General features: G+C 73.2%; 18 protein-coding genes and 1 pseudogene. 14 read left to right on the top strand and 5 right to left on the bottom strand.

All coding sequences use genetic code 11. The features are described from left to right. Positions 1–192: 192 nt before the first annotated feature. Positions 193–1,371 carry a homoserine O-acetyltransferase MetX gene (gene metX / locus ACFQWG_RS12955; protein WP_380975953.1) on the bottom strand — a complete coding sequence of 393 codons (1,179 nt, stop codon included), beginning with the start codon at positions 1,369–1,371 and terminating at the stop codon, positions 193–195. 4 nt (positions 1,372–1,375) lie between these two features. Beyond that, positions 1,376–2,752: an O-acetylhomoserine aminocarboxypropyltransferase/cysteine synthase family protein gene (locus ACFQWG_RS12960; protein ID WP_380975955.1), complete on the bottom strand. Its 1,377-nt coding sequence runs from the start codon at positions 2,750–2,752 to the stop codon at positions 1,376–1,378. Positions 2,753–3,343: 591 nt separating this feature from the next. Between ACFQWG_RS12960 and ACFQWG_RS12965 the strand changes: the two genes are divergently transcribed. Then, a complete protein-coding gene (locus tag ACFQWG_RS12965) occupies positions 3,344–4,660 on the top strand; it encodes a C40 family peptidase (protein ID WP_380975957.1) in 1,317 nt (438 codons plus the stop codon). 91 nt (positions 4,661–4,751) lie between these two features. Here ACFQWG_RS12965 and ACFQWG_RS12970 read toward each other — a convergent pair whose 3' ends face one another. Beyond that, positions 4,752–5,264, bottom strand: coding sequence for an inorganic diphosphatase (locus ACFQWG_RS12970; protein WP_291497540.1), 513 nt, complete (start codon positions 5,262–5,264; stop codon positions 4,752–4,754). A 178-nt stretch (positions 5,265–5,442) separates the two neighbouring features. On the opposite strand from ACFQWG_RS12970, the gene dacB reads away from it, so the two are divergent. The 10 genes and pseudogenes from dacB (at position 5,443) to ACFQWG_RS13020 (ending at position 16,205) form a co-directional block, all read left to right on the top strand. Beyond that, on the top strand, positions 5,443–6,825 hold the full coding sequence (dacB, locus tag ACFQWG_RS12975) for a D-alanyl-D-alanine carboxypeptidase/D-alanyl-D-alanine endopeptidase (RefSeq protein ID WP_380975959.1): 1,383 nt from the start codon (positions 5,443–5,445) through the stop codon (positions 6,823–6,825). A 97-nt stretch (positions 6,826–6,922) separates the two neighbouring features. After that, positions 6,923–7,804, top strand: coding sequence for a zinc-dependent metalloprotease (locus ACFQWG_RS12980; RefSeq protein ID WP_380975961.1), 882 nt, complete (start codon positions 6,923–6,925; stop codon positions 7,802–7,804). Next, positions 7,791–8,951, top strand: coding sequence for a tRNA lysidine(34) synthetase TilS (tilS, locus tag ACFQWG_RS12985; protein ID WP_380975963.1), 1,161 nt, complete (start codon positions 7,791–7,793; stop codon positions 8,949–8,951). The genes ACFQWG_RS12980 and tilS overlap by 14 nt, the downstream gene beginning before the upstream one ends. A gap of 155 nt (positions 8,952–9,106) precedes the next feature. Further along, positions 9,107–9,661 (top strand): hypoxanthine phosphoribosyltransferase, encoded by a 555-nt coding sequence (gene hpt / locus ACFQWG_RS12990; RefSeq protein WP_380975965.1) that lies wholly within the window; start codon positions 9,107–9,109, stop codon positions 9,659–9,661. A gap of 60 nt (positions 9,662–9,721) precedes the next feature. Next, a complete protein-coding gene (gene ftsH / locus ACFQWG_RS12995) occupies positions 9,722–11,743 on the top strand; it encodes an ATP-dependent zinc metalloprotease FtsH (protein ID WP_380975967.1) in 2,022 nt (673 codons plus the stop codon). Beyond that, the gene (folE, locus tag ACFQWG_RS13000) at positions 11,740–12,309 is read left to right on the top strand and encodes a GTP cyclohydrolase I FolE (protein ID WP_291497602.1); all 570 of its coding nucleotides are present in this window, start codon (positions 11,740–11,742) and stop codon (positions 12,307–12,309) included. Before ftsH ends, folE begins: the two co-directional genes overlap by 4 nt. Positions 12,310–12,374: 65 nt before the next feature. Beyond that, entirely contained in the window at positions 12,375–13,151 is a 777-nt protein-coding gene (gene folP, locus ACFQWG_RS13005; protein WP_380976347.1) for a dihydropteroate synthase, read from the top strand. Continuing rightward, positions 13,142–14,020, top strand: a pseudogene (folB, locus tag ACFQWG_RS13010) (dihydroneopterin aldolase); the annotation flags it as partial. The gene folP and the pseudogene folB, both read left to right, overlap by 10 nt. A gap of 970 nt (positions 14,021–14,990) precedes the next feature. Continuing rightward, the gene (locus ACFQWG_RS13015; RefSeq protein ID WP_380976349.1) at positions 14,991–15,482 is read left to right on the top strand and encodes a DUF3180 family protein; all 492 of its coding nucleotides are present in this window, start codon (positions 14,991–14,993) and stop codon (positions 15,480–15,482) included. Positions 15,483–15,515: 33 nt separating this feature from the next. After that, positions 15,516–16,205, top strand: a complete 690-nt coding sequence (locus tag ACFQWG_RS13020; protein ID WP_380975969.1) for a hypothetical protein — start codon at positions 15,516–15,518, stop codon at positions 16,203–16,205. Between the two features lie 22 nt (positions 16,206–16,227). On the opposite strand, the gene disA is transcribed toward ACFQWG_RS13020, so the two are convergent. Next, the gene (disA, locus tag ACFQWG_RS13025; protein ID WP_291497557.1) at positions 16,228–17,298 is read right to left on the bottom strand and encodes a DNA integrity scanning diadenylate cyclase DisA; all 1,071 of its coding nucleotides are present in this window, start codon (positions 17,296–17,298) and stop codon (positions 16,228–16,230) included. Between the two features lie 70 nt (positions 17,299–17,368). Then, the gene (radA, locus tag ACFQWG_RS13030) at positions 17,369–18,739 is read right to left on the bottom strand and encodes a DNA repair protein RadA (RefSeq protein ID WP_380975972.1); all 1,371 of its coding nucleotides are present in this window, start codon (positions 18,737–18,739) and stop codon (positions 17,369–17,371) included. Between the two features lie 136 nt (positions 18,740–18,875). On the opposite strand from radA, the gene ACFQWG_RS13035 reads away from it, so the two are divergent. The 3 genes from ACFQWG_RS13035 to ACFQWG_RS13045 are packed head-to-tail and all read left to right on the top strand — an operon-like array spanning position 18,876 to position 22,319. Next, positions 18,876–20,615: a formate--tetrahydrofolate ligase gene (locus tag ACFQWG_RS13035; RefSeq protein WP_380975974.1), complete on the top strand. Its 1,740-nt coding sequence runs from the start codon at positions 18,876–18,878 to the stop codon at positions 20,613–20,615. Positions 20,616–20,661: 46 nt separating this feature from the next. Beyond that, complete coding sequence (locus tag ACFQWG_RS13040) at positions 20,662–20,931, top strand: ACT domain-containing protein (RefSeq protein ID WP_380975976.1); 270 nt, start codon at positions 20,662–20,664, stop codon at positions 20,929–20,931. A gap of 11 nt (positions 20,932–20,942) precedes the next feature. Continuing rightward, complete coding sequence (locus ACFQWG_RS13045) at positions 20,943–22,319, top strand: PFL family protein (RefSeq protein WP_380975978.1); 1,377 nt, start codon at positions 20,943–20,945, stop codon at positions 22,317–22,319. The last annotated feature ends 2 nt before the right edge of the window (positions 22,320–22,321 follow it).

The following is a 22,321-nucleotide window of genomic DNA, read 5'->3' on the forward strand; positions in this document are numbered from 1 at the left end:
CTCACTTCTTCGGTTCGTTACACGACTAATGAACCATGAAACCGGATGGACTGTCAACCCTCTGGGTGATTGGTCTCTGCCCTTCGCGGCACCGCGGAGTTGTCATTGAACCGTGGAGTTCGTGCCGAACCGAAGCGACTTGGGGCTTCGGTTCGGCACGAACTCCACGGTCCGGCAGTGGATGACGGGGGCTCAGCCGGCGAGCACGGACCGTCGCGCGGGGATGCGCTGGTTGAGGAACTCGTCGAGCAGCGCCGTCATCTGGTCGTGCTCGATGAGGAAGCCGTCATGGCCGTGGTCGGAGTGGATCTCGCGGTAGAAGGCGCCCGGGATGCCGTCGGCGATCTGCCAGACCTGGGCGGGGAAGAACAGGCGGTCGGAGTCGACCGCGACCACCAGGGTCCGCGCTCGGACCGCCCGCAGCGCCTCGCGCACCCCGCCGCGGTCGCGGCCCACGTCATGGCTGAGCATCGCGCGGCTCAGCGCCACATAGGACCCGGCGTCGAAGCGGCGCACCAGCTTCTCGCCATGATGGTCGAGGTAGGACTGGACGGCGAGGCGCCCTCCCCGGAGCACGTCCTCTTCATGCTGGGGGAGCCGGCCGAAACGGGCATCGAGCTCCCGGGGCGACCGGTAGGTGGTGTGCGCGATCTGACGGGCGAGGGCGAGCCCGCCGGTGGGCCCCTCGGCCTCGGAGTAGTAGTCCCCGCCGTGCCAGGCGGGGTCCAGCTCGATGGCGTGCACCTGGGTGTGGATCCACGCGGACTGCTCGGCCGTCGTCTGCGCGCCCGAGGCCACGACGGCCAGCCGCTCGACCCGCTCGGGGTGGCCGGCCCCCCACTCGACGGCCCGCTGGCCGCCCATGGACGCGCCGATGACCAGGGACCATCGCGCGATGCCGAGGTAGTCGGCCAGGCGGACTTCGGCGTGGACCTGGTCGCGGGTGGAGACCACCGGGAAACGCGACCCCCATGCCCTCCCGTCCGGGGCGATCGAGGACGGCCCGGTCGACCCCTCGCATCCCCCTAGCGCATTCGCGGCGACCACGAAGAAGCGCCCGGTGTCGATGACCTTGCCGGGCCCGACGATCTCGCTCCACCACCCCGGAGTCGGCTGCCCGGGGACCTCGGGGCCGCCCGGCCCGGTGACGTGGGCGTCGCCGGTCAGGGCGTGCAGCACGAGCACCGCGTTGTCGCGGGCCGCGTTGAGCGTTCCCCAGGTCTCGTAGGCGAGACGCACCTGGGGCAGCCCCGCCCCGTTCTCCAGCCTGAGCGGCCCGATGTCGGCGAACCGCCGGAATGCGGCGGGGTCGCCCTCGTGCCACCCCCCTGAGGCGGGGGCGGAGGGAGAGGGGGCGGGGCGTGCGGACATGGTCTCAGCCCACCTGGGCGGAGGAGGGCGAGACCGCCTCCACCGCCTCGCGGGCGGCCGCGAACCCGAGTTCCAGATCGGCCAGGATGTCGTCGATGTGCTCGATGCCGATGGACAGGCGCACGGTGCCCGGATCGATGCCTGCGGCCGCCAGCTCGGCCTCGGACAGCTGGGAGTGCGTCGTGGACGCCGGGTGGATGACCAGGGACTTCGCGTCGCCGATGTTGGCGACGGTGGGCAGGAGCTCGAGCGCCGAGGCGAAGGCCTTGCCGGCGACGGCGCCGCCCTCGATCTCGAAGGACAGCAGGCCGCCGGCCCCGCGGGGCGCGTACTTCTGCTGGAGGGCATGGTAGGGGGAGGACTCCAGGCCCGCGTAGTTCACGGAGATCACCTGGCCATGCCCCTCCAGCCATCTCGCCACGGCCAGCGCGTTGTCGACGTGGCGTTCGACGCGCAGGGAGAGCGTCTCGATCCCCTGCTCGAGCAGGAAGGAGTTGAACGGGGACGCCGCGAAGCCCAGATCGCGCTCCCCGAGCGTGCGGGCACGCAGGATGAAGGACAGGTTGACGCCGAAGACGCCGCCCTCTCCCAGGTCCCGGCCGAAGACCAGGCCGTTGTAGGACTCGTCGGGCGTGTTGAAGTAGGGGAAGCGCTCCGCGTCGGCGGTGTAGTCGAAGCGGCCGGAGTCGATGATGGCGCCCCCGATCGCGTTGCCGTGCCCGCTCAGGTACTTCGTCGTCGAGTGGACCACGATGTCCGCGCCCCACTCGAAGGGGCGGATCAGGTAGGGGGTCGCGACCGTGTTGTCGACGATCAGGGGGACGCCGACCTCGTGGGCGGCGGCCGCGACGGCCTCGATGTCGAGGATGTCGCCCTTCGGATTGGGGATGGTCTCGCCATAGAACGCGACCGTCTTCTCGTCGGCCAGCGCCGTCCACTGGCCCGGGTCCTCGGGGTCCTCGACGAAACGCGCCTCGATGCCCAGGCGCCCCAGGGTGTTCTTGAGCAGGGTCACCGAGCCGCCATACAGGGAGGGGGAGGCGACGACGTTGTTCCCGGCCGTCGCCAGGTTGATGATCGAGAGCGCCGAGGCCGCCTGGCCGGAGGAGACGATCAGCGCGCCGACGCCGCCCTCGAGCGCGGCGAGGCGGTTCTCGACGGCCTCGTTGGTGGGGTTGGTCAGCCGGGTGTAGATGGGGCCGAGCTCCTGCAGGGCGAAGCGCGCCGCCGCCTGGTCGGCGGTGGCGAAGGCGTAGGAGGAGGTCTGGTAGATGGGGAGGGTGGTGGCGCCGGTGAGGGGGTCGCGGTCCCAGCCCGCGTGGATCTGCTTGGTCTCGAATCGCCAGCTCGCGGCGTTGGAGGCGGTGTGCTGTTCGGTCATGGTGTGCTCCTGACGGTCGTCGGGGTTCGGGACCCCGGGCCCAGGGCCGGGAGGGACGAGGGCGTCCGCCGGTCCACCTGGTGGGAGGGTTGTGAGGAGCGGGATCCGGGCACCGGAGGTCTGGGTCTGCTGCAACGGGGTCGCGAACCACGCCGAGTGCCTCCCGCTGTGGAGGGCTGTGCTGCACGGCAGGTTCCGCTCCAGCTCCGCCCGACCCCGACGGGCGCGCGCCCGGATGCGGGCGGCCCGGTCAACCGGCTCGGCGTGGTGTGGGCTGACGTGCAGTCAGCTCGGCATTCGACGACGGAACATGGGGACAAGGTACGGGTTCGGGACGGCGTCGGCCGAGCGGTGCCCACAATGCGGAATCCGGTGACGATGGCGGGCGCGGCGGTCGTCGTGCGGATCAGAGGTGTCAAGAGTTCACAAAGTGACACAGGAGGCTGGTGAGGAGAACGACCATATCTGTGAAACCTGTTGCAAGTGAGCTTCGTGTGCATTACGTTCGAAGGTGCACGCGCGCCGCCTGCGACGCTCCCAGCAGCACCCGCAGCGGCACACACGGACGAACGATCGGCGCAGGTGGACATCGTGGCTCTCAGAACTCGCAGGCCCCATCGGATGGCCGGACGGCGGCGCGGCTCACTGGCGGGCCTGGCCGCGATGATGGCGACCCTGGGGCTGCTGGTCCCCGGGCTCGCGCAGGCGACTCCCTCGCAGGACGACATCGATCAGGCCCAGGCGGCTGCGGACGCCGCGAAGATGTCCGTCGCCCAGATCGAGGTCGAACTGGCCAGCGCGACCTCCCAGGCCCAGCAGGCGACGCAGGCGGCGCAGGTCGCGGCCGAGGACCTCAACCAGTCCAAGATCGAGCTCGAGGAGGCCACGGCGACGGCCACCCAGGCGAAGGCCGATGCGGAGAAGGCGCAGTCGGACTACGAGGCGGGGAAGAAGGAGCTCGCCTCCGTCGCCCAGACGGCCTATCGCGAGGGGGGATCCTCCCTGGACGCCCTCACCCCCTACCTGGAGTCGGACGGGCTCAGCCAGGTCGAGCTCAAGCAGTCCACCCTGGAGACCTTCGGGTCCGCGGCCGATGCCAAGATGCAGCGGGTCGCGGCCCTCGAGCAGGTCGCCCGGATCATGTCGGACGCGGCGGACAAGGCCCAGGCTGCCCAGGAGGCGGCCACCGCCGAGGTCCAGACGCGCACCGACGCCGCCCAGTCCGCCGCCGAGAGCGCCGTGTCGCTGCAGACGCAGACGCAGGAGCGACGCCAGGTGCTGGTCAACGAGCTCGCGAAGCGCGAGAACACCACGGCCGATCTCATCGAGCAGCGGGAGTCCGCCCTGGAGGCGCAGCGCCAGGCCGCCGCGAAGGCCGAGGCCGAGAGGGCCGCGGCCGAGGTCGCCCAGCAGCAGGCGGCCGCTGCGGGCGGCGGATCCTCCTCCGGCGGCGGCTCGACCGGTGGTGGAGGCAACACCGGCGGCGGGGGCGGATACGTCCCGGATCCCGAGCCGGTGACCCCCGTCCCGTCGGGCGGCGGCTCCGCCGCCCAGGGCGCGATCGCGTGGGCGAAGTCCCAGATCGGCTGGCCCTATGTGTGGGCCGGTGAGGGGCCGAGCGATGGCGGGTACGACTGCTCCGGCCTGGTGATGATGGCCTACCGCTCGCAGGGCATCTACCTGCCGCATTCGTCGGCGGCGCAATACAACTATGGCTACAAGGTCCCCCTCAGCCAACGCCAGCCCGGCGACCTGCTCTTCTGGTCGAACGGGTCCTCGATCTACCACGTCGCGATGTCGCTGGGCGGCGACTCGATCATCGAGGCCCAGATCGAGGGCGTCCCCGTCGGCATCCACTCCATCTGGGGTTGGGGACAGCTCATGCCCTACGTCGTGCGGCTGGCCTGAGCGCGCCGCGCGCAGCACGACCGAGGGCGTCCCCGACCTGTCCATCCGACGGGCCGGGGACGCCCTCGTCCGCGCCGATCGCAGGGCGGCGTCAGTGCGCGGGATCGGCGGTCGTGCGGAAGCCGTTCTTCTTCGCGCGCTCGAAGGACCGCGTGATCTCCTCCTCCGCGGCCTCGCGGCCGACCCAGTGGGCGCCCTCGACGGACTTGCCGGGCTCGAGGTCCTTGTACACCTCGAAGAAGTGCTGGATCTCCAGACGGTGGTATTCCGAGACGTCGTCGATCTCGGTGCGCCACGACATGCGCTGGTCGGAGGCGGGCACGCACAGGACCTTGTCGTCGCCGCCCTTCTCGTCGCGCATGCGGAACATGCCCAGCGCCCGGCACCGGATGACGCAGCCCGGGAACGTGGGCTCGTCGAGCAGGACCAGCGCGTCCAGGGGATCCCCGTCCAAGCCCAGGGTGTCGTCGATGAAGCCGTAGTCGTCGGGGTAGCGCGTGGACGTGAAGAGCATCCGGTCCAGGCGGATGCGACCGGTCTCGTGGTCGATCTCGTACTTGTTGCGGTTGCCCTTGGGGATCTCGATGGTGACGTCGAACTCCACGGTGGCTGCTCACTTCCTGTCTGGGCGGCGGCGCGTCCGGCCGCACCGGCGCGGGCCGCTGTGACGGTCGCCGCCGCGCGTCCGGACCGGCCGCGTGATCTGGTCCGAACCGCATGTCCGATAGTGTGTCGACTGTCCGGGGAAGCCGGACGATCGGGTCACTGAGGGGGATGCACGCATGCGGCGCAGGGGTCTTGGTGCGATTGTAGGCGCAACCGCCGCCCTGGTGATCGTCGCCGGGTACGCCGTGGCCGATGCGCGCGACCTCGTCCCCGGCGTCCTCACCGCCTCCGACGCCCCCGAGCCCGCCGACCCCCCCGAGCTCGCCGCCCAGTCCGGGCCGGTGATGGAGCTCGCCCAGTCGGGGGAGGGAGCCGCCGTGGCCGCGGACTCCGTCACCGGCCTGTGGAGCGGGGTCTCCTCCGCGGCCTCCGAGGGCTCATGGAAGGCCTGGGGCATGGTGATGGACGCCGCGACCGGAGAGGTGCTGCTCGACGCGTCCTCGTCCTCGGTGCACACCCCGGCGTCGACGACGAAGATCCTCACGGCCGTATCGGCCCTGTCCCACCTGGACGAGACGGCGACCCTGGCCACGGGCGCCTCGCTGGAGGGGACGGACCTGTACCTGTGGGGGCAGGGCGACCTCATGCTCGCCAGGGGCGAGGGCGATCCGGATGCGGTCGACGGGCGCGCGGGCGTCGCGGACCTCGCCGAGGCGACGGCCGCCGCGTTGGAGGAGCGCGGCATCACGCAGGTCACGCTGCGGTGGAACCACGAGATCTTCACCGGCGCCTCCCACCTGCCCGCCTGGGACGCGCAGGACTCGGGTGATTTCGAGGGCCGGGTCGGCGCGTTCGCCATCGACGGGGGGCGGGAGACGCCCGGGTCGGACCAGGGGTTCGCCGACGACCCGGGTCGCGACGTCGCCGCCGAGTTGGCCGCCGACCTGCGGGGCGCCGGCATCGAGGCCGTCGTCACCGGTGAGTCCGCCGTGCCCGACGGCGCCCAGGAGATCGCCCGCGTCGAGTCCGCGACCATCGGCCAGCAGGTGCGCTGGATGCTCCACCACTCCGACAACACCCTCGCCGACCAGTTCTGCCGGCTGGCGGCCGCCGCGGCAGGGGCCGAGCCCTCGTACGCGGGCGCCGCCTCCACCGTCGCCCAGACCCTCACCTCCCTGGGCGTGGACACGACGGGACTCGTCATGGAGGACTGCTCGGGCCTGTCCACGAATGACCGGATCTCGGCGAAGACGCTGGTGGGGGCCCTCGACGCCTCGATGGGCGCGGACGCGCCCGCGCTGGGGGACCTCGTGCGCTCCCTGCCGTGGGGCGGGCTGGACGGGACGCTGGACACACGGTTCTCGTCGGGGCCCGCCGCCGCGAACGTCCAGGCGAAGACCGGGTCGCTGCCCACCGTCTCCTCGCTGGCGGGCGTGGTGACGACCTCGGACGGACGCACCCTGGTGTTCGCCGTCGGCAACGACGAGGTGCCCGATGACGGCGCCTACTGGACGCGCGCGCCCCTCGACGAGTTCGTCCAAGGGCTCGCCGGCCTCTGACCCGCCAGGGCCCCGCGGGACGCGCCGACGCGGGCCCCCGCCGGATGGGCGGCCACGGCCCGGGCGCCGCACCGCCGGGCGTCAGTAGACTCGGGTCATGGTCCGAGAGCTCCTGCGCGCCCCCGGCTGGGCGGATGCCGGTCGCCTCGTCGCCCGTGTCACGATGGCGGGTCCGCCCGTGTCGGCGACCGGGGCGGCCGTGTCGGTGGCCCGGCTGCGACGCGCCTCGCACTGGTCCGACGCCATGCTGGCCCCGCTGTCCGGCCTGGAGGAGGCGTCCGCCCGGGTCGCGGAACGCCCCACGGTCGTCGTCGACCGCCGCGGCGCCCTCTTGGCCTGCGGGCGGCTGGTCGACGAGCTGAGGGACCGGCGCGCCCGGACCGCCCGCCCGCGTCCGGCGCTCCTGTCTCTGGCGGGCCCCGTGTGCGTGCTCCACGCCGTCGGCCCGCGCCTGCACTCCCTGTGGGACCCGGTGGGGCGGCGCCGCTTCCTGGTCGCCCCCAATGTCGTGGCGACGGCGGACCGGGCCTCGATGGACCAGATCGACTTCTCACGCTGGGTCGCGTTGCGCGCCGGGCTGTGGGGCGTCCTCCATGAGCAGGCTCCCTGGCTGGCCCCCCACCTGTCCCATCTCATCGCCCGATGGCCGTCGGGGGCCGGGGACCTGACGCGCCTCGCGCTGGTGCTCGACCAGGTCGTCACCTGCGAGATGGACGCCCTGACGCCGCAGGACATCTCCTCGGTGCGGTGGATCCGGCGCACCGCCCAGGAGTCGATGGTGGGGGAGGGACTGAGCTCCCTGCGCAGGCTGGGGGCCGCCGTGGGAGACGTCGGTGAGGCCCGGGCCAGCGCGCATGACCTGGCCCGCGTCATCGTCGGAGCCGGCGGCCAGGCGACCCTGCTGCGCTCCGCCGATCACCTGCCCACGGCCGAGGAGTTCGACCGCCCGGCGGCCTGGCTGGATCGTGTCGGACTCTGACCGCTTGGCCGCCTGCCGCCTCCTCGGGCCCCACCCGGGCGGCGCGGCCGGCCGGGTGTCGACCGCGGTCCGCCGCTTCCTCGTCCACGCGATCCCCCCGGGCCAAGAGGAGAGAGCCGGCGTGCTCCTCGCGGTCTCCGGCGGCCGCGACTCGATGGCCCTGGCCGTGTGCGCCGTGGACATCTGCGCGCGCCGGGGCCTCGTCGTCCGCGCGCTGACGGTCGATCACGGGTTGCGGGAGGGCTCGGCGCGGGAAGCGGACGAGGTCGCCCACCGCCTGGCCGGGTTGGGGGCGGACGCCCGCGTCGCCGCCGTCGACGCCGGGGCCCCCGGCGGAGGACCCGAGGCCGCCGCGCGCCGGGCGCGCCGGGAGGCCCTGGAGCGGGAGGCGCTCCGTCTGCGCCGCGACGCCGGCGCCGACCGCGTCCTCGTGCTGCTGGGCCACACGATGGACGACCAGGCGGAGACCGTGCTGCTGCGCCTCGCACGGGGATCGGGCGTCGGATCGCTGCGCGCGATGGACCCGCTCACGGTGTGGGAGCCCGGACGGGTGGAGGCCGGCCGGCCCCTGCTCGGGATCCGGCGCCGCGACACGGGGGCGTGCTGCGAGCAGCTGGGCCTCGCCTGGGTCGAGGATCCGACGAACAGCCCGGACGGGCCGTGGAGGGCCTCCGACGGGTCCGCGCTGCGCCGGTCGGCCGTCCGGTCCCGCGCCCTTCCGGCGCTCGCGGAGGCGCTGGGCGTGGATCCCGTGCCCGCGCTCGCGCGGACGGCCCGGATGGCCGCCCTCGACGACGACGCCCTGGAGGAGCAGGCCGGGCTGCTATGGGAGCGGGCCGTGAAGGTCGTGGACGCCGCGGGCGGCACAGCGGGCGGGGGCGTCCTCGTCCTCGACTGCGCGGCGGACGCGCTGGCGCAGGCGCCCGCCGCGGTGCGCGACCGCGTGCTGCACCGGGCGATCCTCGCGGCCGGCGGCCGGTCGGGGGACGTGACGAGCGAGCATGTGGGCCGGGTGTCCGCCCTGGTCGCCGCCTGGAATGGGCAGGGGTCCGCCGATCTGCCGGGGCTGACGGCCCGGCGCCTTCCCGGGGGGGCGGTCCGGCTGGCCCCGGGGCGGCCGGGGGAGCGGGGGACGCCCCGAGGGTGAGACGGCCCCGCGGCGCGGAGCGGTCCGCGCGCCCGCGGACGTCCGCCCTCAGCGAGAATGCGGGCCCGCGATGCCGCGCCGGCGGGAACTGTGGCACGCTTGGACCGTCCTGTTCCCCGCGGACACGGGGATTCGGCCCGGGGAAGGGGAACGGCGTGGACGCGTCGGACATGGGGGAGGACCTCACGAAGGTCCTGGTGGACGCCGATCAGATCGACCGCCGCCTCGACCAGATCGCGGCTCAGATCGATCGCGACTACGCGGGGCGCGACCTGCTGCTGGTGGGGGTGCTCAAGGGGGCCGTCGTCGTGATGGCGGATCTGTCGCGCAAGCTCCACTCCCCCGTCGAGATCGACTGGATGGCGGTGTCCTCCTACGGGTCGGGCACGAAGTCCTCGGGCGTGGTGCGGATCCTCAAGGACCTCGACACCGACGTGCACGACCGGGACGTGCTGATCGTCGAGGACATCATCGACTCGGGGCTCACCCTCTCGTGGCTGAAGGACAACCTCGAGACCCGCGGCGCGTCCTCGGTGCGCATCGCGGCGCTGCTGCGCAAGCCCGACGCGGTCAAGGTGGAGGTCGAGGTCGCCTACGTCGGCTTCGACATCCCGAACGAGTTCGTGGTCGGTTACGGCTTGGACTACGACGAGCGGTACCGTCATCTGCCCTTCGTCGGAACCCTGGCGCCCCACGTGTACAGCGACTGACACCCGTCTCCGGGCGGCCGGCCCGGGGCGCGACCGACTCAGAAGGACAGAAGGACTTTCGTGGCCGACAACGCAAGCAAGAAGAGGGTCAACTGGACCTACATCCTGGTGCCGCTGCTGGTGCTGGTCGTGGGGGGCTGGTTCGTGTGGCGCATGTTCCAGCCGCAGACGGTGGACACCTCCGAGGGCCTGGAGATCCTCAAGGGCACGACGGTCGAGCGGGTCGTCGTCAACGACTCCACCCAACAGGTCAACCTCCTGCTCTCCGAGGACTACACGCACCAGTCGACGGGCGCCGGGGACGCGACGCGCAACCTGGGCAAGGCGATCGCCTTCACCTACGCGGGCTCGGAGACGTCAGCGGTGATCCGCGCCGTCCAGGACGTCGATCCCGCCCAGGGGTGGAACGCGGTGCATCCGCAGACGTCCTTCCTGGGCTCGATGCTGCAGCTCCTCGTGCCGATGCTGCTGTTCCTCGGCCTGTTCTGGTGGCTGATGTCGCGGATGAGCGGCTCCCGGATGATGGGAGGATTCGCCCAGTCGCGCGCGAAGGACGTCAGCCAGGAGCGCCCCGACGTCACCTTCGAGGACGTCGCCGGCGAGGACGAGGCAGTCGAGGAGCTCGAGGAGATCCGCGAGTTCCTGTCGAACCCCGACAAGTTCCACAAGGTCGGCGCGCGCATCCCGCGCGGCGTGCTGCTCTACGGCCCGCCCGGCACCGGGAAGACGCTGCTGGCCAAGGCCGTGGCGGGAGAGGCGCGGGTGCCGTTCTTCTCGATCTCGGGATCGGAGTTCATGGAGCTCTACGTGGGCGTGGGCGCCTCGCGTGTGCGCGACCTGTTCGACCGGGCGAAGAAGGCCTCCCCGGCCATCATCTTCGTCGACGAGATCGACGCGGTGGGCCGCCACCGCGGCTCCGGCATCGGCGGCGGGAACGACGAGCGCGAGCAGACCCTCAACCAGTTGCTCGTCGAGATGGACGGCTTCGACGAGCGCGCCAACGTCATCCTCATCGCGGCCACCAACCGGCCGGACATCCTGGACCCCGCCCTGCTGCGACCCGGGCGCTTCGACCGGCAGATCTCCGTGGAGGCCCCGGATCTCAAGGGCCGTGAGGCGATCCTGCGCGTGCACTCGCAGGGCAAGCCGATGACCCCCGACGTCGACCTGCACCAGGTCGCCAAGCGGACCCCCGGCTTCACGGGCGCGGACCTGGCCAACGTCCTCAACGAGGCCGCCCTGCTGACGGCCCGCTCCAACGCGGACCTCATCGACAATCGCGCGATCGACGAGGCCATCGACCGCGTCATCGCCGGCCCCCAGAAGCGCACCCGGGTGATGAACGAGCACGACAAGGCCGTCACCGCCTATCACGAGGGCGGACACGCCCTGTGCGCCGCGGCCCTGCGCTACACCGACCCGGTGACGAAGGTGACGATCCTCCCGAGAGGGCGGGCGCTCGGCTACACGATGGTGATGCCCACGGAGGACCGCTACTCGAAGACCCGCAATCAGCTGCTCGACGACCTGGTCTACGCCATGGGCGGGCGCGTCGCGGAGGAGATGGTCTTCCGCGATCCCTCCACCGGCGCGTCGAACGACATCGAGAAGGCGACCGAGAGCGCCCGGGCGATGGTCACCGAGTATGGCATGTCCGCGCGCGTCGGCAATGTCAAGCTGGGATCCTCGGACACCGATCCCTTCGTTGGGCGCGAGGTGGGTCGCGGGGGCCAGCGCCCCTACTCCGACCGGGTCGCGGCCGTCGTCGACGAGGAGGTGCGCGCCCTGCTGGACGACGCCACCCGTGAGGCCTGGGAGATCCTCTCCCGCAACCGGGAGGTCCTCGACGACCTGGCCTCGCGCCTCCTGGAGGCCGAGACCCTGGACGAGCGCCAGCTCGCCGAGGTCTTCTCGAGGATCCAGAAGCAGCCCGAGCGCCCGGTGTGGAACTACGGCGCCGACGCCGCCGTGGAGGGCGCCGTCTTCGGGCGGCCCGTGGCCGGAGGAGAGGAGCCGGCGCACTCCCAGCCCACCGATCCCCACAGCACCGCATTCACGCCGGCACAGGAGGCAGACCACTGATGTATGACCAGGCGGGCGTCGAGCGCGCCATCCGCGACCTTCTCATCGCCGTGGGGGAGGATCCGGATCGCGAGGGGCTGCGCGACACGCCCGCGCGTCTGGGCCGCTCCTGGCGGGAGCTCCTGGCCGGCATGGAGGAGGATCCGCGCAAGCACCTGCGCACCCTGTTCACCACCGGCACCGACGAGCTGGTGCTGGTCCGCGACATCGAGTTCTCCTCGGTGTGCGAGCACCACCTGCTGCCCTTCCGCGGCCGCGCCCATGTCGGGTACATCCCGGCGGACGGGCGCGTGACGGGGCTGTCGAAGCTGGCGCGCGTCGTCGAGGGGTACGCCCGGCGCCCCCAGCTGCAGGAGCGCCTGACCAGCCAGATCGCGGACGCGATCGATGGGGAGCTGCACCCCCAGGGCGTCATCGTGGTCCTGGAGGCGGAGCACATGTGCATGTCGATGCGCGGCGTGCGCAAGCCCGAGGCGAGCACCGTCACCTCCGCCCTGCGCGGGATCCTGCGGTCCCCCGCGACCCGCGCGGAGACGATGTCGCTGATCTTGGGGGGCCATCGGTGACGAGGGCGGTCCCTGCCCCCCGCCTGCCCGACGGCTTCTCCCTGCCCACCGGCCGTCTGCTGGTGATGGGCATCCTCAACGTGACACCGGACTCCTTCTCCGACGGGGGCCGCTTCGCGGATCCCGCCGCGGCCCTCGCCCACGCCGAGGAGATGGTGGAGGCCGGGGCCGACCTCGTCGACGTCGGCGGGGAGTCGACGCGCCCGGGCTCCGCCCGGCTCACCGGCGAGCAGGAATGGGCGCGCATCGGGGGCATCGTGGGGGCGCTGGCCCGGCGGGGCGTCGTGGTCTCCGTCGACACCGTCCACGCGGGCACGGCCAGGCGCGCGGCGGACGCGGGGGCCGCGATCGTCAACGACGTCTCGGGCGGGCGCCACGACCCGGCGATGAACGCCGCGGTCGCGGCCTCGGGCTGCGCCCTGGTCGTCCAGCACTGGCGCGGCTTCCCCGGCGCCGCGGACGAGGACTTCCGCTACGGTCCCGACCTGGTCGGGGACCTCATGGCGGAGACCGGCCGCCAGGTGCGCGCCGCCCTGGACGCCGGGGTGGACTCGTCCCGCATCATCGTGGATCCCGGTCTGGGCTTCTCCCTGCGGGCCGAGCAGTCGTGGGAGGTCGTGTCCTCGCTGGGCCGCCTGCGCGACCTCGGGTACCCTGTGTTGATCGGGGCCTCCCGCAAGCGCTTCCTGGAGGGCGCGTGCGGAGGGGACCGCGACGCCGCGACCGCAGCCGTCACCCGCCGGGCGCAGGAGGCGGGGATGTGGGCGGTCCGCGTGCACGACGTCGCTCCGAACGCGCGGCTGGTCCGCGCCGCCGACACCGCGGGGAGGGAATGGGCGTGAGTGGCATCTTCGACATCATCACCCTGCGCGGGCTGTCGGCCCGCGGGCATCACGGGGTCTACCCCTTCGAGCGGGAGGGCACCCAGCCCTTCACCGTCGACCTGTCGCTGTGGGTGGACACGCGCCGCGCCGCCGCCGCGGACGATCTGGACCTCACGGTCGACTACGGGGAGATCGCCGGGGAGGCCGTCGCCGTCCTCGAGGGCCCGTCGGTGTACCTCCTGGAGACCCTGGCCCAGCGCATCGCCGAGGCGGCCCTGGCCCATCCGCGCGTCCACGGCGTGGAGGTGACGCTCCACAAGCCGATGGCGCCTCTGCGGCAGCAGTTCTCCGACGTCGCCATCACGATCCGGCGCGGCGCGGCGGCGGAGCCGGCCTCGTCCGCGGGCGCGTCCGGCGAGAGCGCCACCCGGGACGAGGCCTCGGCCGCGATCGTCGCGGAGCCGGGCGGGCGGCGCTCCCAGCCGGCACGCGACACGGCGGGGTGGAGGCGCGTCGTGCTGGCCCTGGGGGCCAACCTCGGGGATCCGCCCACGACGCTGGCCCGCGCCGTCGGGGACCTCGTCGACGTGGAAGGGCTGGAGGTCGATGAGGTCTCGCCGCTGGTGCGCACCCTTCCCGTCCTCGGACCCGGACAAGCCGCGCAGCCCGACTACTGGAACGCGGTGGTCCTGGCGCGGACCGGTCTGGATCCGCGGGAGCTGCTGGCGGCCACCTCCGCGATCGAGGACCGGTCGGGCCGGATCCGGCACGAGCGCTGGGGGGCGCGCACCCTCGACATCGACATCATCCAGATCCAGGGGGTCGCCTCCGGCGACCCCGCCCTGACGCTGCCCCACCCGAGGGCGCGCTCGCGGGCGTTCGTGCTGGTCCCGTGGGAGTTGGCGGACCCCGACGCCGTCCTGGAGGGGGCCGGTCGCGTCGAGCTGCTGGCGCGCACGGCGCCCGACCGCGACGGGATCCGCGACGCCGTCTCCGACTGGCTGGAGGAACCCGAGTCCGTGGCCGCCGAGTCCGACCGCGTGCTCGCGGGGCATGCCTCCCAGCCGGTGCTGCCGACCCCTGCCGGCGGCTCGGTGGTCGTGGCGGTTCCGGGCCCGCGCGTATCGGGTCACAGCCGGATCGATCGCCTGCCCGAGACCTCGCAGAAGGATCTGCGTCCCGACGGGTCCGGCGCGGACTACCTCTGGCGCAAGCTGTGGGCCCAGTGGGGGGCGGACACCGCTTCCGGCGCGTCGCCCCAGGCGGCCTCGGGTCCGGCGCGGCCGGCCCCGCCGCCCGCTGCGGTCACAGCCCCGCGGGCCGCGCGCGCCGAGGGCCGTCGCCCCGCGCCGGAGGCGGGTGCCGCCCCGGCGGCCGCCGTCCCCCAGGAGGACCACCGGAGCGGGGCGCGGCCGGCCTCCCCGGGCCGGCGGCGCGCCCCGAAGTGGGTGCCGGTGCGCGCCGGCGCCCGGACCGCCTCTCCGGCAGCCGCCGCTCCCTCCTCCGGCGACGCGCCGGAGTCCGCCGGAGGCGCGGCCCGCGCACCGGAGGGCCCGCCCTCGTTGCCCGCCTGGAACTTCCCCCCGCGCGAGGACGTGCGCATCGTGGACGACGCGCGCGATCTCGGCTCGGCTGCGCCGGTGAGCGGGGCGAGCGCGGGGAGCGGACCGGAGCCCGCCGGGGAGGCGGCGCCGCGGAGGCGGTCGATCCTCGACCCGAAGCTCCCCCCTCGGCCGCGACCGGGACGCTGCCGCGTGACACGCCGGGGCAGACCACCTCCATCATGCGGCGCGTCACCGTCCGCCCGACGGTCACCGGCCAGCAGCCGATCGTCCGTCAGGATGGCGGTCGGGGGCGGTGACGCCCCAGTCGATCGGCCAGTTGGGGCTCATCGCCGCGGTCTGCGCCGGCGCCAGCGGCCTGGTCAGTGCCGTCCTGGTCGGGACCGGCCGCAGCCCTGTCATCGTCACCCCGTATCTCGCGGTCGTCCTGCTGACGCTGGCGGCGGTGCTGCTGTGGGCGGGCGTGGCCGTGCGGCGGATGCGCGCCCATCGGCGCACCTGGATGACCCCGCTGCTCGCGATGCGCACGGCGGTGGCCGCCCGGGCCGCCTCCCTGGCCGGGTCCGTGTGCCTGGGTCTGCTCGCCGGCGTCGCGGCCATCGGCGCGCTGCGGCTGGAGGCCTCCGCGATGGCGTCCTCGGCGGGCTCGGCGGGGCTCGGCGCCCTCGCCTCGCTGGTCCTCGTCGTCGTGGGCGTGATCGTGGAGCGGTGGTGCCTCATCCGCCCCGACGACCAGGACCGTGACGGCGACGCTGGGACCCGCCGCGCCCCCGGCATGCCCGCGTGACGAGCGGGGCGGCGGACAGGTACGGTCGGCACCATGACGGCGACGCGGAGGAGGACGGCCAACCTGTGGCCCCGGCGCATCCTCACGGGGCTCGCCCTGGTGGCGGCCGTCGCGCTGCTGGTCCTCGGGGCCGTGCGGCTGGTCGGCGCGCTGGGGAACGCGGTGTCCGGGGGCGGCGGGGACGGCGCGACGTCCGAGTCGGGCCAGTCGGGCGATGACGGGCAGTCGGGTCCCGGGCTCGCCGACAGGATGTCGGGCGGGACGTCCGGCCTGCAGTCCGTCGTCATCGACCCGTGTTCGGCCCAGGACCTGACGATCCAGATCGGCGTCTCCGGCCCCGTCGCCGTGGGGGCGGGCGCCACCGTCCAGGTGGCTCTCACCGGGGCCTCGGCGGCGGACTGCTCGATGACGACCAGCCAGCTGGCCCTGCGCATCCTCAGCGGCGACCAGGTGATCGCCGACGGCTCCGCCTGCCAGGCGACGGACGGCCAGTCGGGGGAGGGGGCCGACGCGGCGACCGGGTCGGGGACGCCCCTCCTGTTCGCGACGGGCGACTCGTGGTCGGGGACGCTCACCTGGGACGGCGGCGTCCACGACGGATGCGGCGCGCTGGACGCCGACGGGGACGGCGCGGGCGACATCGCCGACGCTGGGACCTACCGCGCGCAGGTCCTGCTCGACGGCCAGCGGATCGGCGACGAGGCGATCTTCGAGGTCCGGTAGGCGCCCCGGCGCCGACGCCGGGTCACCAGCCGACGACGCCCGCGGCCGCCATCGCATGCTGCCGCTCGAGGTTCTCGTGGATGAGCTTGGCGCGGTAGGGCCCGATCCCCTCGATCTTCTGCAGGTCCTCGACGCTGGCGGCGCGCAGCTCGGAGAGCGAGTCCCAGTTCTCCGCGATCGTCTTGATGACGCTCCACGGCAGGCGGGGGACCAGCGAGAGGGCGCGGATGCCGCGGGGCTGGATGATGCGGTCGAGGTCCGCGATGTCGAAGACGCCCAGGCCCAGGACGTTCGCGATGGCGGTGAGGTCGATGAGCTGGTCGCCGCCGAGCTCGGACAGCTGGCTCTCCGCGGCGGCGACCGCGGAAGACGTGTGGACGTAGTCGCGCAGGACCAGCGCGCGCTCGGAGGCCGAGCCGCGCACCAGGTCATCGACCTGGAGGGCGAGCAGCCGGCCGTCGGATCCCAGCTCCTCCAGGTAGCCGTTGATCTCGGAGGTGATCCGGCGGATCATCTCCATGCGCTGGATCACGGTGGCGACGTCGCGGACGGTCGCGGAGTCGCGCATCTCGAGGATGGTGAGGGTCTGGAGGACCTCGTCGAGGCGCTGGCAGTAGCGGTCGAGAGTGTCCACCGCCTGGTTGGCGCGGGCGAGGAGGGCCTCGGGCTCGTACAACGGATGGTGGAGGTCTCCGACGTAGATCGAGATGAGCCGCATCGAGGCGGACAGGGACAACACCGGCAGCCCGGTCTGACGGGCCGTGCGCTGAGCCGTCCGGTGGCGCATGCCCGACTCGTCGGTCGGGATCGAAGGGTCGGGCAGCAGCTGGACGTTCGCGCGGCGGATCCGCCAGTTGTCGGTGTCCAGGACCACGGCGCCGTCCATCTTGCACAGCTCGCGCAGGCGGGCGGGCGTGAACTCCACGTCGAGCTCGAAGCCGCCGGAGCACAGGGCCTCGACCTCGGGGGTGAACCCGAGGACGATGAGCGCCCCCGTGTGGGAATGCTGGATGCGGTCGAGTCCCTCGCGGAGCGCGGTTCCGGGGGCGATCAGCTGGAGGGCCGATCGGAGCGTCGCCTGATCTGAGTTCATGTCTCCTGACTGTCCTCCGCCCGGGATATGAAGCAGCGGATGCCGACTACCCCTTGAGTCTACGGCAGGTCTAGGGCAGAGCGGCGGCGACGGCCGTCGCGAGGTCGGACGCCGGGAGGATGTCGAGGCCCGCGACGGCGTGCAGCTCCGCGGAGCCCTGGGCGGGGACGACGGCGCGGGAGAAGCCGAGGCGGGCCGCCTCCTGGAGCCTGCGCTGGACGCCCGTGCACGCGCGGACCTCCCCGGTGAGCCCGACCTCGCCGAAGGCCACCGTTCCCCTCCGCGGCGCCTTTCCGGTGAGGGAGGAGACGATGGCCAGCGCCATCGCCAGGTCGACCGCGGGCTCGGCGGTGCGGGCGCCCCCCACGGTAGACACGTAGACGTCCTTGTCGGAGCTGCGCACCCGCAGCCTCGTGTCGAGGACCGCGAGCAGCATGAGGACGCGATTGCGGTCCACCCCCGAGGTCGTGCGCCGCGGGGGCCCCGAGGGCTCGGCCAGGAGGGCCTGGACCTCGGTGGGCATCGGGCGGCGTCCCTCGAGGCTGACCGTCGCGCAGGTCCCGGGCACATCGAGGGAGGTCTGGGACAGGAACAACCCCGAGGGGTCGGGCAGGCCCGTGATGCCGGTGTCGCTGAGCTCGAAGCAGCCGACCTCGTCCGTGGGCCCGTACCGGTTCTTGACGGCGCGCAGCAGACGCAGCGGGGAATGGCGGTCGCCCTCGAACTGGCAGACGACGTCGACCAGATGCTCGAGCACGCGGGGCCCAGCGATCCCGCCGTCCTTCGTGACATGGCCGACCAGCAGCACCGGCATGGCCCGCTCCTTCGCCGTGCGGATCAGCCCGGCCGCCACGGCCCTCACCTGCGTGACACCGCCCGCGCCGCCCTCGACCTGGGAGGACTGCAGGGTCTGCACCGAGTCGACGACGAGGAGCGAGGGCGCGTTCGCCTCCACGTGGCCCAGGACGGCGCCGAGGTCGTTCTCATCCGCCAGGAGCAGCGACTCGTCGACCGCCCCGATGCGTTCGGCGCGCGACTTCACCTGGGAGGCGGACTCCTCTCCCGTCACATACAGGACGGGACCCAGGCCGCCCGCCATCCGCTGGGCGAAGGCCGCCCGCGCCGCGACGTCCAACAGGAGTGTGGACTTGCCGACACCGGGCTCGCCCGCCAGCAGCACGACGGCGCCGGGGACGATGCCGCCGCCCAGGACGCGGTCGAGCTCGCCCACGCCGGTGGGCCGCCGCCGCGCCCCGGAGGCGTCCACCTGCGTCATGGGCACCGCGGCTCGGCGCGGCGCCGCGGCCGCGGGCACGGCGAGGCCGGGGGACCCCGCCTCCTCCAGGGTGCCCCAGGCGCGGCACTCACGGCACTGGCCGACCCATTTCGGGGACGTCCACCCGCACTCCGCGCACCGGTACTCCGTCTTCGTCCTCGCCATGGGGACACCGTAGACGCAGGCATCGGCATCTGCGCCGCCGCCCCGGCCGGGCCCGCGCGCGGGAACCCGGGGGCATCGGAGAATGGCAGACTGGGGGACGACCGCCACCGGGCATCGCGAAGGACACAGACAGGCCATGACATCCACGCCGCTTCCGTCGGACATCGAGATCGCGCAGGCAGCCCATCTGGACCCGATCGGCGACATCGCCTCGGGCCTGGGCATCGCCCCCGACCAGCTCCACCCCTATGGGCGGGACAAGGCGAAAGTCGACCTCTCGGTCCTGCCGGCTCCGGACGGCGAAGGGGCCCCCGGGAGGCCCGAGCGCAGGCGGGGCCGGCTCGTCCTCGTCACCGCCATGTCCCCGACGCCCGCGGGCGAGGGGAAGACGGTGACCACCGTCGGCCTGGCCGACGCCCTGCGCGTCCTCGGGGAGAGGTCCGTGGTGGCGTTGCGCGAGCCCAGCCTCGGCCCGGTGTTCGGGCTCAAGGGGGGCGCCGCGGGCGGCGGCCTCGCGCAGGTCGTCCCCATGGAGGACATCAACCTGCACTTCACGGGCGACCTCCACGCGATCGGCGCCGCCGCGAACCTGCTCGCCGCCATGGTGGACAACCACATCCACCACGGCAACGCGCTGGGCATCGATCCCCGGCGGATCACCTGGAAACGGGCGCTGGACGTCAACGACCGCCAACTGCGACATCTCGTCAGCGGGCTGGGCGGTCCCGTCAACGGGACCCCGCGCGAGGACTCCTTCCAGATCACCGCCGCCAGCGAGGTGATGGCCGTGCTGTGCCTGGCCACCTCGCTGGAGGACCTGCACGCCCGGCTGGCGCGCATGGTCGTGGGCTCCACCCCGGACGGGCGCCCCGTCACCTGCGCCGACCTGCACGCCGCCGGAGCGCTGACGGCCCTGCTGCGCGACGCGCTCAAACCGAACCTCGTCCAGACGCTCGAGCACACGCCGGCCCTGGTCCACGGCGGCCCCTTCGCCAACATCGCGCACGGCTGCAACTCCGTGGTCGCCACCCGCATGGCCCTGGAGCTGGGGGACTACGCGGTCACCGAGGCGGGATTCGGCGCGGACCTCGGCGCGGAGAAGTTCCTCGACATCGTCACGCGGGCCTCCGGGCTGGTGCCCGACGCGGTGGTCGTCGTCGCCACGGTCCGCTCCCTGAAGATGCACGGGGGCGTCGCCAGGGGGAGCCTGGACGTCCCGGATGCCGAGTCCGTCGGGCGCGGGCTGCCGAACCTCCTCCAGCACGTCCGCACGATCACCGACGTCTTCGGGCTTCCGGCCGTCGTCGCCCTCAACGTCTTCCCCTCAGACACGGAGGCCGAGCTCGACCTCGTCCAGCGCAGCTGCGCCGACCAGGGCGTGCGCGCCGTGCGCTCGGAGGTCTGGGCGCGCGGGGGCGCGGGCGGGACGGACCTGGCTCGCGCGGTCATCGACCTGTGCGGGGGGAAGGGGCGCGAGGGCGGCGCCGCCGGACGGGACGGCGGATTCCGGTACGCCTACGACGTGCGCTCCTCCCTGGAGGACAAGCTCGGCCAGCTGTGCCGCCGCGTCTACCGGGCGGACGGCGTCGAGCTCACGCCTGCCGCGCGGCGCCAGGCCCGGGCGCTGGAGGACAACGGGTTCGGCGGGCTTCCCGTGTGCGTGGCGAAGACGCAGTACAGCTTCTCCGACGACCCCCGCCTGCTGGGCGCCCCCCGAGGGTTCACCGTCACCGTGCGCGACTTGACGGTGGACGCGGGCGCCGGTTTCGTCGTCGCGCTCGCGGGCTCGGTGACGACGATGCCGGGGCTTCCGGCCTCCCCCGCGGCCGAGCGGATCGACGTCGACGCGGACGGCCGGATCACCGGCCTGTTCTGACGCGGCGCGTCGGGAGGGGACGCGCCCAGGTGGCACGATGGACCCCATGCACATCATCATCACCGTCACCGGGGTGGACCACGTGGGGATCATCGCGGGGGTCTCCACTGCCCTGGCGGATCTCGGCGTCAACATCGTCAACGTCTCCCAGACCCTGATGGGGGAGTACTTCACGATGATCATGGAGGGCGAGCTCACCGACGGCTCTCCCGACCTCATCGACGTGCAGGACTCCATGCGCGGCGCGGGCGACCGGCTGGGCGTCGCGGTCCGCGTGCAGTCCGAGGCCATCTTCGACGCGATGCACCAGCTGTGAGGGGCGCGGACATGACGAACCTGACGGCGGCCGGCCAGGGCATCCTGGACACGATCCGCATGCTGGAGGAGGACCGCCTCGACATCCGCACGGTGACGATGGGGATCTCCCTGCTGGACTGCCTCGACTCCGACGGCCCGACGGCCCGGCGCAAGGTCTACGACCGCATCACGGGCCGGGCGGAGCACCTCGTGGAGACATGCCGCCGCATCGAGGCTGAACTGGGCATCCCGATCATCAACAAGCGCGTCGCCGTCACCCCGATCGCGCTGGTCGCGGGCGCCTCCCGGGAGGGGGCGGCCGGGTGCGTGGAGTTCGCGCGCACCCTGGACCGGGCAGCCCGCGAGGTGGGCATCGATTTCCTCGGCGGATACTCGGCGCTGGTGGACGCGGGGGCGACCGAGGCCGACCGGGCGCTCATGGACTCGATTCCCGAGGCGCTGGCCGCGACCGACCTCGTGTGCTCCTCGGTGAACATCGGGTCCACGCGCGCCGGCATCAACATGTCGGCCGTGGCGGAGATGGGGCGGGTCGTCACGCGGACCGCGGCCGCCACCGCGGACGCCGGCGGCCTGGGCGCCGCGAAGCTGGTGGTCTTCGCCAACGCGGTGGGGGACAACCCGTTCATGGCGGGCGCCTTCCACGGCGTGGAGCAGACGGACTGCGTGGTCTCGGTGGGGGTCTCCGGGCCCGGCGTGGTCAAGCGGGCGGTGGAGAAGGTCCAGGGCGCCCCCTTCGACGAGGTCGCCGAGACCATCAAGAAGGCCGCCTTCCAGGTGACCCGCATGGGCCAGCTGGTGGGCACGACCGCGGCGGAGCGACTGGGGGTGGACTTCGGCATCGTCGACCTCTCCCTGGCGCCCACGGCCGAGGTCGGGGACTCGGTGGCCCGCATCATCGAGGAGATCGGCGTCGAGCGGGTCGGCGCGCCGGGCACCACCGCCGCGCTCGCCCTCCTCAACGACGCGGTCAAGAAGGGCGGCCTGATGGCCTGCTCGCATGTCGGCGGGCTGTCGGGGTCGTTCATCCCCGTCAGCGAGGACATCGGGATGATCGAGGCGGCCCGCATCGGCGCGATCACGCTGGACAAGCTGGAGGCCATGACCTGCATCTGCTCGGTCGGGCTGGACATGGTGGCGGTGCCCGGGGCGACGCCCTCGTCGACGATCGCGGGCATCATCGCGGACGAGGCCGCGATCGGCGTCATGAACCACAAGACCACGGGCGTGCGGATCATCCCGGCTCCCGGCAAGGATGTCGGCGACGAGCTCGACTTCGGCGGGCTCCTGGGACGCGCCCCCGTCATGCCGGTCAGCGCGTTCGGCTCCGAGGCGCTGGTCGCCCGCGGAGGCCGCATTCCCGCGCCCCTGCACGGCCTGCGCAACTGAAC

Origin of the sequence: Schaalia naturae, assembly GCF_042665795.1 — a bacterium.
Classification (GTDB): domain Bacteria; phylum Actinomycetota; class Actinomycetes; order Actinomycetales; family Actinomycetaceae; genus Pauljensenia; species Pauljensenia naturae.